Source organism: Variovorax sp. Sphag1AA, from assembly GCF_014192575.1.
Lineage (GTDB): Bacteria > Pseudomonadota > Gammaproteobacteria > Burkholderiales > Burkholderiaceae_C > Variovorax.
Window position 1 is genome coordinate 693,449 of sequence record NZ_JACHYC010000001.1, and the last position, 15,693, is coordinate 709,141.

Sequence of the window (15,693 nt, forward strand, 5' to 3'; positions counted from 1 at the left end):
AGTGGTGGCATGAATCGCGAAATGTTGATGTTGGTGGATGCGATCTCGCGCGAGAAGAACGTCGAACGTGACGTCGTCTTCGGCGCTGTCGAGTCCGCCCTTGCACAAGCGACCAAGAAGCTCTATCCGGGTGATGTGGACATTCGTGTGGCGATCGACCGCGAAAGCGGCGACTACGAAACGTTCCGCCGCTGGCATGTGGTGCCTGACGAGGCTGGTCTGCAAATGCCCGATCAGGAAATCCTGCTCTTCGAAGCCAAGGAAGAGATGCCGGACATCGAGATCGACGAGTACATCGAGGAGTCCGTCGAATCCATGCCGATCGGCCGTATCGGTGCAATGGCTGCAAAGCAGGTGATCCTGCAGAAGATCCGCGACGCGGAACGCGAGATGCTGCTCAACGACTTCATGTCGCGCGGCGAAAAGATCTTCACCGGCACCGTCAAGCGCCTGGACAAGGGCGACATCATCGTTGAGGCCGGCCGCGTCGAAGGCCGTCTGCGCCGCAGTGAAATGATCGCCAAGGAAAACCTGCGCAACGGCGATCGCGTGCGGGCCATGATCATGGAGGTCGACCTCACACTGCGCGGCGCGCCGATCATCCTGTCGCGTGCCGCGCCGGAATTCATGATCGAGCTGTTCCGCCAGGAAGTGCCCGAGATCGAGCAAGGCCTGTTGGAGATCAAGAGCTGCGCCCGCGATCCCGGCTCGCGCGCCAAGATCGCCGTGCTGTCGCACGACAAGCGCGTGGACCCGATCGGCACCTGCGTTGGCGTTCGCGGCACGCGGGTAAATGCGGTTACCAATGAACTCGCAGGCGAGCGCGTCGATATCGTGCTCTGGAGCGAAGACCCGGCCCAATTCGTGATCGGCGCACTCGCGCCGGCCAACGTGACCTCGATCGTCGTCGACGAGGAAAAGCACGCGATGGACGTGGTGGTCGATGAGGAAAATCTCGCGATCGCAATCGGCCGCGGCGGTCAGAACGTGAGGCTTGCTTCGGACTTGACCGGTTGGAAGATCAACATCATGGATGCCAACGAATCGGCGCAGAAGCAAGCGACCGAAACCGACGCCAGCCGCAAGCTTTTCATGGAAAAGCTCGACGTGGACGAAGAAATCGCGGACATCCTGATCTCCGAAGGCTTCACGAGCCTCGAAGAAGTGGCTTACGTGCCGATCTCGGAAATGCTCGAGATCGAGGCTTTCGACGAAGACACGGTCAACGAACTGCGTTCGCGCGCCAAAGATGCGTTGCTCACGCTGGAAATCGCCCGCGAAGAAAACGTCGAGAGCGTCTCTCAGGACCTGCGGGACCTCGCCGGACTCGATCCGGCGCTTATACCGAAGCTGGCCGAGGCGGGTGTGCATACCCGTGACGACCTGGCCGACCTCGCGGTCGACGAACTCACCGAGATCACCGGCCAGAGCGCCGATGACGCCAAGAACCTCATCTTGAAGGCCCGCGAACATTGGTTCGCCGGCCAAGAGTGATGGTCATGGAGGCACGAAACGAATATGTCCAGTACCACTGTCGCCGAGTTCGCACACGAACTCAAGAAGACTCCAGAAATCCTGCTTGATCAACTCAAGAGCGCGGGCGTGCCCAAGGCCGCCGCATCGGATGCGCTCACCGAGTCGGACAAGCAACGTTTGCTTGGCTTCCTGAAGGCCAGCCACGGCACGGTCGAGCCGGAGCGCAAGAAGATCACGCTCACGAAGAAGTCGACCAGCGAGATCAAGCAGGCGGACGCGACGGGTCGCGCCCGGACCATTCAGGTTGAAGTGCGCAAGAAGCGCACCTTCATCCAACGCGACGAAGGTCATCCTGCCGCAGCGGAGGCCGCTGCGCCGCAAGTTGAAGCCCACCCTGCAGCCGCTCCCGCGGCACCTCGCATCGATGAAATCGAACTCGCCCGACGCGAGGAAGAGGCACGACGTCAAGCCGAGCTGATCCGCCGCCAGGAAGAGGAACTCGCCGAGAAGCGCCGCCTGCGCGAGGAGGCGGAAGCGCGTGAACGCGCCCGCGCCGAAGAGGCCGAACGCGCGGAGCAGGAGGCGAAAGCTGCCGCTTTGAAGAAGGCCGCGGAAGCTGCGGCTGCCGCCGCCGTCACGGCCGGTGGTCCCGAAGCCGCCGAAGAGGCTCCAGCAGAAGAAGCGAACCGCAAGGCTGCTGAACCGTCCCCCGCGCAAGCCAAGGAAGATGCCAAGGCCAAGGCCGCAGCCGAGTCGAAGGCGCGCGCCGAGGAAGAGGCCACACGCGCCCGCGATCTCGATGAGCGCCGCCGCAAGGCATTGGCCGAAGCCGAGGCGATCCGCGCGATGTTGAATTCGCCAGCGCGCGTGTTGACCCCGAAGGCACCCGAGAGGCCCGCCGCCGAAGCGAAGGCAGGGGTGAAGGGTACGCTCCACAAGCCGACAGCACCTGCGGCCCGTACGGCCGCGCCGGCTGCGGCTCCGGGCGCACAAGCGCCTGCCCCTGCGGCCGGTGCCGGATCGGGCAAGGAAGTGAAGTCGGCCAAGCTCTCCTCGAGCTGGGCGGGCGACACGGCCAAGAAGAAGGAAATCAAGACCCGCGGCGATGCCAGCGGTGGCGTTGGCCGAGGCAATTGGCGCGGTGGTCCGCGCGGCCGACGCGGCAACGACCGCAACGGCATGGAGGAACGCGCGCCGGCAGCGCCGATCGAGGCGCGTGTGCTTGAAGTGCACGTGCCCGAGACCATCACGGTGGCAGAGCTTGCACACAAGATGTCCATCAAGGCCTCGGAAGTCATCAAGCAATTGATGAAGCTTGGCCAGATGGCGACGATCAACCAGTCGCTCGACCAGGACACCGCGATGATCATCGTGGAGGAAATGGGCCACAACGCCGTGGTTGCGGCGCTGGACGATCCTGAAGCCTTCACCGACGAGGACGTGTCGGCACAACAAGCCGAAGCGTTGCCACGTGCGCCGGTCGTGACCGTCATGGGTCACGTCGACCACGGCAAGACCTCCCTGCTGGACTACATCCGCCGCGCCAAGGTCGCTGCGGGCGAAGCTGGCGGCATCACGCAGCACATTGGCGCCTATCACGTCGAAACGGAACGAGGCATGGTGTCCTTCCTGGACACCCCGGGCCACGAGGCGTTCACCGCCATGCGTGCTCGCGGCGCCCAGGCGACCGACATCGTGATCCTGGTGGTGGCTGCGGACGACGGCGTCATGCCGCAGACCAAGGAAGCCATCAAGCACGCGAAGGCCGCAAACGTGCCGATCGTCGTGGCGATCAACAAAATCGATAAGCCCGACGCCAACCTCGACCGCGTCAAGCAAGAACTGGTCGCTGAAGAAGTCGTGCCCGAAGAGTACGGCGGCGACACGCCGTTCGTCCCTGTGTCCGCCAAGACGGGGCAGGGCGTCGATGACCTGCTCGAGCAGGTTCTGCTTCAGGCTGAAATTCTGGAACTCAAGGCGCCTGTGGACGCAGCCGCCAAGGGTCTGGTCATCGAAGCTCAGCTCGACAAGGGCCGTGGTCCCGTCGCCACGGTGCTGGTTCAGTCCGGCACGCTCAAGACCGGCGATGTCGTGCTGGCAGGTTCGACCTATGGCCGCGTTCGCGCCATGATCGACGAGGACGGCAAGCCGGTGAAGAGCGCGGGCCCGTCCATCCCTGTGGAAATCCAGGGTCTGACGGAAGTGCCTCAGGCTGGCGACGAGTTCATGGTGATGGGCGACGAGCGCCGTGCACGCGAAATCGCGACCTATCGTGCGGGCAAGTTCCGCAACACCAAGCTCGCGAAGCAGCAGGCGGCCAAGCTGGAGAACATGTTCGCGGACATGACCGCCGGCGAAGTCAAGACGGTGCCGATCATCATCAAGGCCGACGTGCAGGGCTCGCAGGAAGCGCTCTCGCAGTCCCTGCTCAAGCTCTCGAACGAAGAGGTCAAGGTGCAGGTCGTGTATGCCGCAGTGGGTGGCATCAGCGAGTCGGACATCAATCTGGCGATCGCTTCGAAGGCGATGGTCATCGGCTTTAACGTGCGCGCCGACGCTGGTGCGCGCAAGCATGCCGAAGGCAACAACATCGAGATCCACTACTACAGCATCATCTATGACGCTGTGGACGATCTGAAGACGGCGATGGCCGGCATGCTGGCACCCGAGCGGCGCGAAGAGATCATCGGCTCGGCCGAGATCCGTACCGTGTTCGTGGCCTCCAAGATCGGTACGGTCGCGGGTTCGTACGTCACCTCCGGCTCGGTCAACCGCAACGCGCACTTCCGCCTGCTGCGCGACAACGTGGTGATCTATACCGGCGAGATCGAATCGCTCAAACGCATGAAGGACGATGTGCGCGAAGTGCGCGAAGGCTTCGAGTGCGGTATCAAGCTCAAGAACTACAACGACATCAAGGAAGGTGATCAGTTGGAGTTCTTCGAGATCAAGGAAATCGCCCGGACGCTGTAAGCAACCGGATCGATCACGACCATGCCCAAGAAAAAGTCCGCTGTCCCCAATCGCGCCTTCAAGGTCGCCGATCAGATCCAACGCGATCTGACGGAGCTGATCGCGCGCGAATTGAAGGATCCGCGGGTGGGCATGGTCACGATCCAGGCCGTCGAGGTCACGCCGGACTACGCGCACGCGAAGGTTTTCTTCAGCCTGCTCGTCGGCGATCCGGTCGAAACGACCGAGGCGTTGAACCAGGCGGCCGGCTTCCTGCGCAACGGCCTTTTCAAGCGTCTGCACATCCATACGGTGCCGACGCTGCACTTCCAGTTCGATCGCACGACCGAACGCGCCGCTGACATGAATGCGCTGATCGCGCAGGCCGTCGCTTCCCGTTCCAAAGACGACTGAAGATGAACGCGCCACGCACACGGGTGCAGCGGCGCCCTGTGCATGGGGTGTTGCTGCTCGACAAACCGCTGGGTCTCTCCAGTAATCAGGCCTTACAGAAGGCCAAGTGGTTGCTGCGCGCGGAGAAAGCGGGACACACCGGAACGTTGGACCCTCTTGCCACCGGCGTTCTGCCCCTGTGCTTCGGGGCGGCCACCAAGTTCAGCCAGCTTCATCTGGATGCGGACAAGACCTACGAGGCCGTCGCACGCCTTGGCGTGAAGACTTCGACCGGCGATGCCGAAGGCGAAGTGATCGAGCGTCGCCCGGTCGCGGTGAACGAGGGCGACCTCGCGCGGGTGCAAACCCGCTTCACCGGCCCGATCCGTCAGGTGCCGCCGATGCACAGCGCCCTGAAGAAGGACGGCAAGGCACTCTACGAATACGCCCGGGAAGGCCTCGAGGTCGAGCGCGCCGCGCGCGACGTCGTCATTCACAGCCTTTCGATCACAGCGCAACCGGGCAGTGACGATATCCACATCCGGGCGACCGTCAGCAAGGGGACCTACATCCGCACGCTCGGCGAAGACATCGGAGAAGCTCTGGGTTGCGGCGCCCACCTCGTCGCCTTGCGGCGTATCGCTACCGGCGGCTTCCATGCGAGCCAGTGCGTCACGCTTGAGGCCTTCGAAGCCATGGATGAAAGCGAGCGCATTGCCCGGCTGCTGCCGCCCGAGTCGCTCGTCGCCGATCACATCCGTGTCACGCTCGGTGCCGAAGATGCCGGGCGCTTTCTCTCCGGGCTTCGCCGCCGCGGGGGCTGGGCCGATTCGCCGGCGGTGGCCGTGTTCGGCGACCGGCCCCGGACCTTCCTCGGCACGGCCCATGTGAAGGCCGGTGAACTCATTCCTGGGCGCTTGCTGAGCCCTATCGAAATACAGCAAACACTATTGACCGAAGCGACACCATGAGCACAAATCAGATTCGCAACATCGCCATCATTGCCCACGTTGACCATGGCAAGACCACGATGGTCGACCAACTTCTACGCCAGTCGGGCACCTTCGCCGAGCACGAGAAGGTGGTCGACACGGTGATGGACAACAACGCCATCGAAAAAGAGCGTGGCATCACGATCCTGGCCAAGAACTGCGCCGTGACCTGGAAGGGCACCCATATCAACATCGTGGACACCCCTGGGCACGCCGACTTCGGAGGCGAAGTGGAGCGTGCGCTCAGCATGGTCGACGGCGTCGTGCTGCTGATCGACGCGCAGGAAGGCCCGATGCCGCAGACGCGCTTCGTGACCAAGAAGGCGCTGGCCCTTGGCCTCAAGCCGATCCTGGTCGTGAACAAGGTCGACAAGCCGGGTGCGCGTCCGGACCACGTGGTCAACGCCGCTTTCGACCTGTTCGACAAGTTGGGCGCCACCGACGAGCAGTTGGACTTTCCCGTGGTCTACGCATCCGGCATCAATGGCTGGTCGTCACTCGAAGAGGGCGAGCCGGGTGAGCAATGGGGGCCGGACATGTCGGCTCTTTTCGACACCGTCCTGAAGCACGTGCCTGCGCACGCTGGCGATCCGGACGCACCGCTGCAACTGCAGATTTCGGCGCTCGACTTCTCGACCTTCGTGGGCCGCATCGGGGTGGGCCGCGTCAACGCGGGGACGATCAAGCCAATGATGGACGTCGTCGTGATGGAAGGGCCGGACGGCAAGGCGATCAAGGGGCGCATCAACCAGGTGCTGACTTTCCAGGGGCTGGACCGCGTGCAAACCAAGGAAGCGGGCCCCGGTGAGATTGTGTTGATCAACGGCATCGAGGAAATCGGCATCGGCGTGACGGTGACCGACCCGCTCAAGCCGGCGCCGTTGCCAATGCTTCGCGTCGACGAACCGACGCTGACCATGAACTTCTGCGTGAACACCAGCCCGCTGGCAGGCCGCGAAGGCAAGTACGTCACCAGCCGCCAGATCTGGGACCGCCTGCAGAAGGAGCTTCAGCACAACGTCGCGTTGCGCGTGAGTGAGACCGACGAAGAAGGCGTCTTCGAGGTCATGGGCCGCGGCGAACTGCACCTGACCATCCTGTTGGAAAACATGCGCCGCGAAGGCTACGAAATGGCCGTGTCGAAGCCGCGCGTGGTGTTCCGGGACATCGACGGTGTCCGCAACGAACCGATCGAAATGGTCACGGCAGACATCGAGGAACAGCATCAAGGCGGCGTGATGCAGGCACTGGGCGAGCGCAAGGGTGATCTGGTCAACATGGAACCGGACGGCAAGGGCCGTGTGCGCCTCGAATACCGCATTCCCGCGCGCGGCCTGATCGGGTTCAGCAACGAATTCCTCAACCTGACGCGCGGTTCGGGCCTGATCTCGAACATCTTCGACGGCTATGAGCCGCACAAGGGCGACATCGGCGGCCGCAAGAACGGTGTGCTGATCTCGATGGACGACGGCGAAATCTTCACCTACGCGCTCGGCAAGCTGGACGATCGCGGCCGCATGTTCGTGCGCGCGAACGATCCGGTGTACGAGGGCATGATCGTCGGCATCCATAGCCGCGACAACGACCTGGTGGTCAACGCAACGCGCACCAAGCAGCTCACGAACTTCCGCGTCTCGGGCAAGGAAGACGCGATCAAGATCACGCCGCCGATCGATCTCACGCTCGAATACGGCGTCGAGTTCATCGAAGACGACGAGCTGGTCGAGATCACGCCCAAGAGCGTGCGTCTGCGTAAGCGCTACCTCAAGGAACACGAGCGCAAGCGCGCCTCGCGCGAGGCTGCCTGATGCGGGCCGCAGGTCGTGGATTGACCCATGGCCGTGCGGCGTGGCTAATGGTCGCCGTGACCCTGATGTGGGCCACGGCCGGTCTGGTCACACGGCATCTGGAACACGCGCGCAGCTTCGAAGTGACGTTCTGGCGCAGCTTCTTCACGCTGATTGCGCTGCTCGTCATCCTGCCCCTGTGGCAGGGGCGGGCCGTGTTCGCCAAGATCCGTCGTGGCGACCGCGAGCTGTGGATCTCGGGCATCTGCTGGAGCGTGATGTTCACCGCCTTCATGGTGGCGCTCACGCTGACCAGCGTTGCCAACGTACTCGTCACAATGGCTGTCGGGCCGCTGTTGACCGCGCTTGTCGCGCGGATCTTCATCGGCCACAAGCTGCCAGCGCGCACCTGGGGCGCGATCGTGGTGGCAGGGCTGGGCATCGGCTGGATGTACGGCACGCAACTGGGCGAGGGCCTGCTCGCGGGCACGCTCGTGGCCCTGTGCGTTCCGCTTGCGGCCGCGTGCAACTGGACCGTGGTCCAGCATGCCCATGCGAAGGGGCATGACATCGACCTCGTGCCGGCGGTTCTGATCGGCGCAGCGATCTCGGCACTGGTGACGTTGCCGCTCGCGTGGCCGTTTCAGGCCAACACGCACGACCTGAGTCTGCTGGCCTTTCTCGGCCTCGTGCAACTCGCGATACCGTGCGTGCTTTCGGTGATCTGCGCCCGGGTGCTGAAGGCGCCCGAGGTCTCCCTGCTTGCGCTTCTCGAAGTGATCTTCGGCATCGCTCTGGCGTGGGTCGGTGCTGGTGAAGAACCGCCGCCGAGCGTGCTGACCGGCGGTGCACTGGTGATTGGCGCGCTGGTCTTCAACGAGCTGCTGGGCATGCGCGAGCGCCGCGCACCCCGTGCGGCATTGACTGGATCCTCCTGAGTTCGGGACAACCCCTGTCCACCAGGCCGGGACCGCCGCGTTTATTCGTTTTCGAAGGAAGGTATCGATGCGACTTTCATCCACTCTTCTGGCTTGCGCCCTGGTTGCAGTGCCGTTCTGTGCGTCGGCGCAGGTGTCGATCAACATCAACGTGCCCGGCGTCGTCGCAGTGGCGCCGCCCGCGCCGCGTTATGAGCCGGTCCCGCCGCCTCGCGTGGGTTATGTGTGGGTGCCGGGGGTCTGGCAGTACCGGCACGACGCCTACGCATGGCAGCAAGGCTATTGGCAGGCAGCAAGGCCGGACTACGTCTATGCGCCTGGCCGCTGGGTGCGTGCCGAAGGCGGATGGCGCTGGGTCGAGCCCGAATGGAAGGCCGGCAAGTACAAAGAGCCGAAGGGCCACCGTCACGATCACAATCATGACTACGACGATGATCACTATCACTGCCCTCCCGGGCAGGCGAAAAAGGGCCGCTGCTGATCGGTCCGCTGCAAATGAAAAAAGGGCCGGTCACCGGCCCTTTTTCTTTGTGCTTCGCCTCGCAACTCAGGGGCGAGCAACCTTCCAGATGCCGTTCACACCGTCGCCGGTCTTGTCCCCGGGCTTGGTGTCCTTTGCCCAGTAGTACAGCGGCGAACCCTTGTAGGCCCACTGCTTCTTGCCGTCGTCGCGGGTGATGATCGTGTAGGCGCCCATCGGCTTGGCGGCATCGGCGACCGGGAGCGGCGGCCAGTTGGTGGCGCACGGGCCGTTGCAGGCCGACTTGCCGCTGTTGGGCGCGTCACGGTCGAAGGTGTAAAGCGTCATGCCCGTCGGGCCGATCAGCACGCCGTCGGCGGTGCGGGTGGGCGTGTCCGGGGCGGGCGACATGCTTCCGCAACCGGCGAGCAGGGCGGTGGCAAGGATCGAAGCGCTGAGCAGTTTCATGAAGTTTTCTCCTTCGGTTGAAAAAAATCGGTGCGAGGTTGCAGTCTATCCATCGGTCTTTTCGAGCTGACGGTACACGGCGGTGGCAAGTGTGAGCAGGGCATCCCGGGAGAGCGGGCCGGTCAATGCATAGCCGAAACCTCGGTCGACCCAATAGAAACTGGGGACCGGGCCGTCGGCCGAGAAGCGAAATGCCGTTTCATCTGCGCGCGGAGCATTTGACGACGGCCCCAGGCTCCCGACATAGAGCGTGAGCCTTTCGCCGCTGGCGCGTTCGAACATGAACTGCGCGCGGGCGCCTTCGTTGCCTGGCAGCAGGCGGCCACCGACAAGCGCGTAGCCCTGCGCTGAGAGATCGGGCACCCGCAAAGGCCTGTCGAGGCGCTTGGACAGCCACTGAACGAGGTGCTGCTGTTCGGCTGCCGCCACTTCAACGGGGTGACGTTTCTCCGGCGCATAGACGACGTGCGCCACTGCGGCAGCATGAACGAATTCGCGGGCCGCCGGCGAACGCGCGAGCATCGATCCGGTGTGGGAACCCGCCCATTGCGCACTGGCCAGCCAACCGGCGCCGAACGCCATCGCGATACCTGCAGCCATGCCGCCCCAGCGCGCCCACCTGGCCTTGCGCGCGTGCGACTGCGCGGCAAGTCCCGTTGCGGCCAACAGGTTCGGCGGAATCGGTTCGTCCAGCACGTCGCGATGCAACTGGCGCAATGCGTCACGCTGCGCCAACCATTCGGGCGAGGCGTCATCGAGATTGTGATCGGTGGTCTTCATGACGTTGGCCGACTATTTGAGGCGCCGCAGGCCGGGGCGGCCCGTGACCGGTGGCGGCGCTGATTCCATCAGTTCTCGCAGGCGATCGCGTGCCCGCGAAAGTCGCGACATCACGGTGCCGGCGGGAATACCGAGCACCTTGGCGACCTGCGCATAGGACAGGTCCTCCAGCGCCACCAGCAGAAGCACGGAGCGCTGGTCTTCAGGCAGAAGCAGCACGCAGCGTTGAAGATCGATGGCCTGGTCGCGATGTGAGTCGACAACGCGCAGCTCATGGACTGCGTCCTCGACGTCGACCGAATTGCGTGCCGGTGCGCGGCGAACCTGGCTCGCGAACACGTTGTGCATGATCGTGAAGAGCCACGCGCGCAGATCCGTGCCAACACTCCACAAGCGCCATTTGCTGCAGGCGCGCTCGAGCGTGTCCTGCACCAGGTCATCGGCAGCCCAGGCATCGCCGGTCAGCGCGCGGGCATAGCGACGCAGGCTCGGGATGTGTTCGACGATGGCGCTGGAATCCATGGATGCAGTTTGGCTGATGCTGCATCAACGCCGGCGGCCCGGCGTTTATTCCACGGCGTTCAAAAAAATTAGCCTGCGTCTCTCAGGACACGCCGCTTGAGCGGCTTTGCGGGATTCCCGCCGTAGACGGTCCACGCGTCGAGCGACCTGAATGCGACGCTGCGTGCGCCCAGTACCGCACCTTCGCCGACCTCCACGCCAGGGCCGACGAAGGCTTCGGCCGCGATCCAGGCTTGCGGACCGATCGTGATGGGACGTGCGATGAGTTGAAAGGCGGCCGACGAGATATCGTGGGTGCCGGCGCAGAGGTGCGCCCCCTGGGACACCAGCGCGCCACGCCCAAGCGAGATCGGCGCCATGTTGTAGCAAGTCACCCGTTCGGCCAGGAGCGCCCGATCCGCGAGATGGAGGTGAGGGGGGTACCAGACTCTTGCACTGCCGCGTACGTCGCACGACAAGCCGAGCTTGGCGCCGAAGAGCTTCAGCAGGAAACGGCGCCAGAAGCTCATTTGCGGTGGCGTCCAGGACGCGAGGACAGCCCAGGTCACGTTCCAGACGGCGCGCATGATCCGGTTGCCCAGCGAGAAGCTCGGGCCGCCTTCGAGTGGATTGACGCGAGAGGCGTCGAGGGGTTGCAGCGCCATCCGTTGGACTCCTCAGCGGGTTCTGTTCTTCATGGCCCGTTCGACTTCACGTTTGCCTTCGCGATCCTTGATGGTGTCGCGCTTGTCGTGCTCGGCCTTGCCCTTCGCGAGAGCGATCTCGCATTTGACCTTGCCGGCTTTCCAGTGCAGGTTGATCGGGATGAGCGTGTAGCCCTTCTGCTCGACCTTGCCGATGAGGCGGCGGATCTGTTCCTTGTGCAGAAGCAGCTTCTTGGTACGCACCGAATCGGGGGTGATGTGCGTCGACGCCGAGCGCAGCGGGTTGATCTGGCAACCGATCACGAAGAGCTCGCCTTCCCGGATCACCACGTAGCCGTCGGTCAGTTGCACCTTGCCTTCACGCAGCGACTTGACCTCCCAGCCTTCGAGGACCATGCCGGCCTCGAAGCGCTCTTCGAAGAAATAGTTGTACGCGGCTTTCTTGTTGTCCGCGATTCGGGAAGAGGGGTCCTGCTGCTTCTTTTTGGTGGCCATGGTGAATCAAGTGAGGTCGGCATGGCTTCAATACAATCCGTCGCGCACGCTGTGCCCATTCTATGAAAACAGTCCACAAGTCCATCCTCATCTGGTACAGCGCCGACGAGATGTACGCCCTAGTCACCGACGTGGCGAAGTACCCGGAGTTCCTCCCGTGGTGCGACCGGTCCAAGGTGATCGAGCAAGACGATTTCGGCATGACCGCCGAAGTCGGTCTTGCGTTCAGCGGCTTCCACAAGAGCTTCACCACCCGCAACACGCACGTGCCGGGCCGCGAAGTGCACCTGAAGCTCGTCGATGGGCCGTTCTCCAACCTCGATGGCGTCTGGAAATTCACGCCCGTGGGAGAGGACGGCGAGCGCGCTTGTCGCGTCGAACTCAATCTCACCTATGGCTTCAGCAGCATCGCGCTGCAGACGCTGGTCGGCCCGGTGTTCGACAAGATCGCATCCAGTCTCGTCGAAGCCTTCGTGAAGCGTGCCGAACACATCTACGGCGTTGTCTGATGCTGCGAGTGACGGTGGCTTGCTCGCCCGCGGTGCGGGTTGTGTTCGAAGAAGTCGTCAGCCTTCCCGAAGGCGCATGCGTGCGCGATGCGATCCTGGCGAGCGGGCTTGCCGCGACATATCCCGCGTTCGACTGGCAGGCCGCGGCGCCGGGTATCTGGGGGCGTGCCGTTGAATGGACGCAGGAGGTCGCCAATCTCGATCGCGTCGAACTCTGCCGCCCGCTGGCCGTCGATCCCAAGGTAGCGCGGCGCGAGCGCTTCAAGCAGCAGGGAGCCCGGGGCACCGGGTTGTTCGCGCACCGCCGCAAGGGCGGCAAGGCGGGCTATTGATGGATGGTCGCAGGACTGCTTACTTGCATTCCGAATCGATCACGCCCTGAAGACGCTTCTGTTCGGCTGCTCGCATGTCGTCGTCCAGGATCTCGCGTTCGCCCTGAGCATTGACGCGTGCCACGCGCATGCCGCTGTCCATGGTGGCCTTGCCTTCGCGAGCGCGCTTGCAGTTGTCCGCCTTGGCCTGCGCGACTTTCTGCGCCTCAGCTGCCTGCTTGGCCTTTTCGGCTTCCTCGGCCTTGCGCGTCTTTTCCTCGAGGTCCTTGTCGACACCAGACGGCTTGGCGGCAGCGGTCGGGGCGGGGGCCGGAGCCGGCGCGTCCGCTCCAGAGCCTTCCGCTGCGGCCGGCGCGCTGAAGTTCAAGCGCTTGGCGGAGTTGGGCTTGCGGAGGATGTTCTTCTCGGGAATCTCGATCGGGGGCGGCTGATCGCTGAAGACCTTCTTGTTGTCCTTGTCGATCCATTGCCATTGCGCCTGCGCGCCCAAGGGCAGCAGGAACAACGATCCAATGACGAGGAGGTGCGCGAGTTTCATGGTCGGCAGTTTAGCGTTCCCTTACGTTTTGCAACCTGAACGCTGGCATTTTCGCAACGGTCGAGTACCGATTCGGACGCAGTTCGGACCTTTCAGTATGGGCCGACGCAAGCCCCTTCGCCTCGGAAAAGACCGGGCCATCGTTACAATCCGTCTTTTGGAGCTTCACCCATGCGCCTTCTCGGCAAAGCGCTCACCTTCGACGACGTGTTGCTGGTGCCAGCGTATTCCCAGGTCCTCCCGAAGGACACCTCTCTCGCCACCCGGCTCTCCCGAAACATCACCCTGAACCTGCCCCTGGTCTCTGCGGCCATGGACACCGTGACCGAGGCCCGCCTCGCGATCGCGATGGCGCAGGAAGGTGGGATCGGCATCATCCATAAGAACTTCACGCCCGCCGAGCAGGCCGCCCAAGTCGCCAAGGTCAAGCGCTACGAGTCCGGCGTTCTGCGCGACCCAGTCGTCATCACGCCCCAGCACAGCGTTCGGCAGGTGATCGCACTGTCGGAACAGCTGGGCATCTCGGGCTTCCCGGTGTGCGACAACGGCAAGGTGGTCGGTATCGTGACCGGCCGCGACCTGCGATTCGAAAGCCGCTATGACGCCCCGGTGAGCGAGATCATGACCCCACGCGATCGGCTCATCACCGTGCCGGACGGCACCACGCTCGCCGATGCGAAGGCTTTGCTCAACAAGCACAAGCTCGAGCGACTCCTGGTCATCAATGGCTCCTGGGAGCTCAAGGGCCTGATCACCGTCAAGGACATCACCAAGCAGACCAGTTTCCCGAATGCAGCGCGCGACGCCAGCGGCCGTCTGCGCGTGGGTGCGGCGGTCGGTGTGGGCGAGGGCACCGAAGAGCGCGTTGAGGCGCTGGTCAAGGCCGGCGTCGATGCGCTCGTGGTCGACACTGCCCACGGACACAGCCAGGGCGTGATCGAGCGGGTCCGCTGGGTCAAGAAGAACTATCCGCAGGTCGACGTGATCGGCGGCAACATCGCGACCGGCGATGCAGCCCGCGCGCTGGCCGATGCAGGTGCTGACGCGGTCAAGGTCGGTATCGGCCCGGGTTCGATCTGCACCACCCGCATCGTGGCCGGCGTGGGCGTGCCGCAGATCATGGCGATCGACAACGTCGCCACCGCGCTGCAAGGCACGGACGTGCCATTGATCGCCGACGGCGGTATCCGCTACTCGGGCGACATCGCCAAGGCCATCGCCGCCGGCGCGAGCACGGTGATGATGGGCGGCATGTTCGCCGGCACCGAAGAGGCGCCGGGCGAGATCGTGCTCTACCAGGGCCGTAGCTACAAGAGCTACCGTGGCATGGGCTCCATTGGCGCGATGCAGCAGGGCAGCGCCGACCGCTACTTCCAGGAATCGACCACCGGCAACCCGAACGCGGACAAGCTGGTTCCCGAAGGCATCGAAGGCCGTGTGCCCTACAAGGGCTCGATGGTCTCTATCGTCTACCAGATGGCAGGCGGCCTCCGCGCGAGCATGGGCTACTGCGGCTGCCCGACGATCGAAGACATGAAGAACAAGGCCGAGTTCGTCGAGATCACCGCCGCCGGTATCCGTGAGAGCCACGTCCACGACGTGCAGATCACGAAGGAAGCGCCGAACTACCGCGCCGAGTGATCGCTTGAACGGGCATTCTGGCCAGACTTCAAATTCTGGCCGGAATGCCTATAATGGCCAGCTTTCCAAATCTGGTCAGACTCATGCAGTACACCGGTATCTATGAGGCGAAGAACAACTTCTCGGCCTTGATCGAGACGGTCGAGAAGGGCGAGGAAGTTCGCATCACCCGCCACGGCAAGGAAGTGGCACGCATCCTCCCGGTGCGTCGCAAGCCGGTCATCACTGATGAACAGATCCAGCGCGAGCTGAGCCAGATCGACGCACTGCACGCAATGATCCGGCCCGGTCCGTCTGTGCGTGAACTTCGCGAAGAAGGCCAGCAGGGATGACTGCCTTCGTTCTCGACGCCTCGGTCACCGCAGCGTGGTTGCTGCCGGATGAAGCGAACGAACATACCCGACGCCTGTATGCGCTCATGCGCCGCGACGAGGTCGAGCCGCAAGCGCCGAACCTCTGGCAATGGGAATGCGCCAACATCATCGCCAACGGCGTACGGCGCGGACGGATTCCTCAGGCGGCCGTCGAGGGCCTCTGGTCCGTCCTCGAGGCGGTCCGCCATCGCGTCGAACTGCACGAAATGGCGCCTCCCCAACACAAGGCTTCGCTCGCCATCGCAATGGACAGCGGGCTTTCCTCTTATGACGCGGGCTACCTCTGGCTGGCCCGATCGCTCAATCTCCCCTTGGCCACGTTCGACAAGAAACTGGCCGAAGCCGCGACGCAGTCCGGTATCCGCCTTCTCGATCTCTCCACGCTCTGACCT

The 15,693-nt window shown here is 63.7% G+C and carries 18 protein-coding genes; 12 read left to right on the forward strand and 6 right to left on the reverse strand.

All coding sequences use genetic code 11. The features are described from left to right. The first annotated feature begins 9 nt into the window (after positions 1 to 9). From nusA to FHW64_RS03450, 7 genes are all read left to right on the forward strand, one after another. A complete protein-coding gene (gene nusA / locus FHW64_RS03420) occupies positions 10 to 1,494 on the forward strand; it encodes a transcription termination factor NusA (RefSeq protein WP_184523057.1) in 1,485 nt (494 codons plus the stop codon). 24 nt (positions 1,495 to 1,518) lie between these two features. After that, positions 1,519 to 4,449 (forward strand): translation initiation factor IF-2, encoded by a 2,931-nt coding sequence (gene infB, locus FHW64_RS03425; RefSeq protein ID WP_184523059.1) that lies wholly within the window; start codon positions 1,519 to 1,521, stop codon positions 4,447 to 4,449. Between the two features lie 21 nt (positions 4,450 to 4,470). Beyond that, the gene (gene rbfA / locus FHW64_RS03430) at positions 4,471 to 4,842 is read left to right on the forward strand and encodes a 30S ribosome-binding factor RbfA (protein ID WP_184523061.1); all 372 of its coding nucleotides are present in this window, start codon (positions 4,471 to 4,473) and stop codon (positions 4,840 to 4,842) included. A gap of 2 nt (positions 4,843 to 4,844) precedes the next feature. Next, positions 4,845 to 5,792, forward strand: a complete 948-nt coding sequence (gene truB, locus FHW64_RS03435) for a tRNA pseudouridine(55) synthase TruB (protein WP_184523063.1) — start codon at positions 4,845 to 4,847, stop codon at positions 5,790 to 5,792. Further along, complete coding sequence (gene typA, locus FHW64_RS03440) at positions 5,789 to 7,621, forward strand: translational GTPase TypA (protein WP_184523065.1); 1,833 nt, start codon at positions 5,789 to 5,791, stop codon at positions 7,619 to 7,621. Before truB ends, typA begins: the two co-directional genes overlap by 4 nt. Before the next feature lie 47 nt (positions 7,622 to 7,668). Next, the gene (locus FHW64_RS03445) at positions 7,669 to 8,538 is read left to right on the forward strand and encodes a DMT family transporter (protein WP_184523067.1); all 870 of its coding nucleotides are present in this window, start codon (positions 7,669 to 7,671) and stop codon (positions 8,536 to 8,538) included. A 67-nt stretch (positions 8,539 to 8,605) separates the two neighbouring features. After that, a complete protein-coding gene (locus tag FHW64_RS03450; RefSeq protein ID WP_184523069.1) occupies positions 8,606 to 9,019 on the forward strand; it encodes a YXWGXW repeat-containing protein in 414 nt (137 codons plus the stop codon). Between the two features lie 66 nt (positions 9,020 to 9,085). Here the strand turns inward: FHW64_RS03450 and FHW64_RS03455 are convergent, their stop codons facing one another. The 5 genes from FHW64_RS03455 to smpB all read right to left on the reverse strand — a co-directional run bounded on the left by FHW64_RS03455 (position 9,086) and on the right by smpB (position 11,907). Continuing rightward, positions 9,086 to 9,466 carry an ATP-binding protein gene (locus FHW64_RS03455; RefSeq protein ID WP_184523071.1) on the reverse strand — a complete coding sequence of 127 codons (381 nt, stop codon included), beginning with the start codon at positions 9,464 to 9,466 and terminating at the stop codon, positions 9,086 to 9,088. A gap of 45 nt (positions 9,467 to 9,511) precedes the next feature. Next, positions 9,512 to 10,246, reverse strand: coding sequence for an anti-sigma factor (locus FHW64_RS03460; RefSeq protein ID WP_184523073.1), 735 nt, complete (start codon positions 10,244 to 10,246; stop codon positions 9,512 to 9,514). Between the two features lie 12 nt (positions 10,247 to 10,258). After that, positions 10,259 to 10,768: an RNA polymerase sigma factor gene (locus FHW64_RS03465; RefSeq protein ID WP_184523075.1), complete on the reverse strand. Its 510-nt coding sequence runs from the start codon at positions 10,766 to 10,768 to the stop codon at positions 10,259 to 10,261. Between the two features lie 68 nt (positions 10,769 to 10,836). Beyond that, on the reverse strand, positions 10,837 to 11,412 hold the full coding sequence (locus tag FHW64_RS03470; RefSeq protein ID WP_184523077.1) for a putative colanic acid biosynthesis acetyltransferase: 576 nt from the start codon (positions 11,410 to 11,412) through the stop codon (positions 10,837 to 10,839). Between the two features lie 12 nt (positions 11,413 to 11,424). Beyond that, entirely contained in the window at positions 11,425 to 11,907 is a 483-nt protein-coding gene (gene smpB / locus FHW64_RS03475) for an SsrA-binding protein SmpB (RefSeq protein WP_184523079.1), read from the reverse strand. Between the two features lie 62 nt (positions 11,908 to 11,969). Here smpB and FHW64_RS03480 point away from each other — a divergent pair, with 62 nt between their 5' ends. Both FHW64_RS03480 and FHW64_RS03485 read left to right on the forward strand, forming a co-directional pair. Further along, on the forward strand, positions 11,970 to 12,416 hold the full coding sequence (locus tag FHW64_RS03480; RefSeq protein WP_184523081.1) for a type II toxin-antitoxin system RatA family toxin: 447 nt from the start codon (positions 11,970 to 11,972) through the stop codon (positions 12,414 to 12,416). Then, the gene (locus FHW64_RS03485; protein ID WP_184523083.1) at positions 12,416 to 12,748 is read left to right on the forward strand and encodes an RnfH family protein; all 333 of its coding nucleotides are present in this window, start codon (positions 12,416 to 12,418) and stop codon (positions 12,746 to 12,748) included. The genes FHW64_RS03480 and FHW64_RS03485 overlap by 1 nt, the downstream gene beginning before the upstream one ends. A 19-nt stretch (positions 12,749 to 12,767) precedes the next feature. On the opposite strand, the gene FHW64_RS03490 is transcribed toward FHW64_RS03485, so the two are convergent. Further along, positions 12,768 to 13,286, reverse strand: a complete 519-nt coding sequence (locus FHW64_RS03490) for a DUF4124 domain-containing protein (protein ID WP_184523085.1) — start codon at positions 13,284 to 13,286, stop codon at positions 12,768 to 12,770. 171 nt (positions 13,287 to 13,457) lie between these two features. On the opposite strand from FHW64_RS03490, the gene guaB reads away from it, so the two are divergent. The 3 genes from guaB to FHW64_RS03505 all read left to right on the forward strand — a co-directional run bounded on the left by guaB (position 13,458) and on the right by FHW64_RS03505 (position 15,690). Beyond that, the gene (gene guaB / locus FHW64_RS03495) at positions 13,458 to 14,927 is read left to right on the forward strand and encodes an IMP dehydrogenase (RefSeq protein WP_184523087.1); all 1,470 of its coding nucleotides are present in this window, start codon (positions 13,458 to 13,460) and stop codon (positions 14,925 to 14,927) included. 83 nt (positions 14,928 to 15,010) lie between these two features. Continuing rightward, complete coding sequence (locus FHW64_RS03500; protein ID WP_184524231.1) at positions 15,011 to 15,259, forward strand: type II toxin-antitoxin system Phd/YefM family antitoxin; 249 nt, start codon at positions 15,011 to 15,013, stop codon at positions 15,257 to 15,259. Continuing rightward, a complete protein-coding gene (locus FHW64_RS03505; protein WP_184523088.1) occupies positions 15,256 to 15,690 on the forward strand; it encodes a type II toxin-antitoxin system VapC family toxin in 435 nt (144 codons plus the stop codon). Before FHW64_RS03500 ends, FHW64_RS03505 begins: the two co-directional genes overlap by 4 nt. Positions 15,691 to 15,693: the final 3 nt, after the last annotated feature.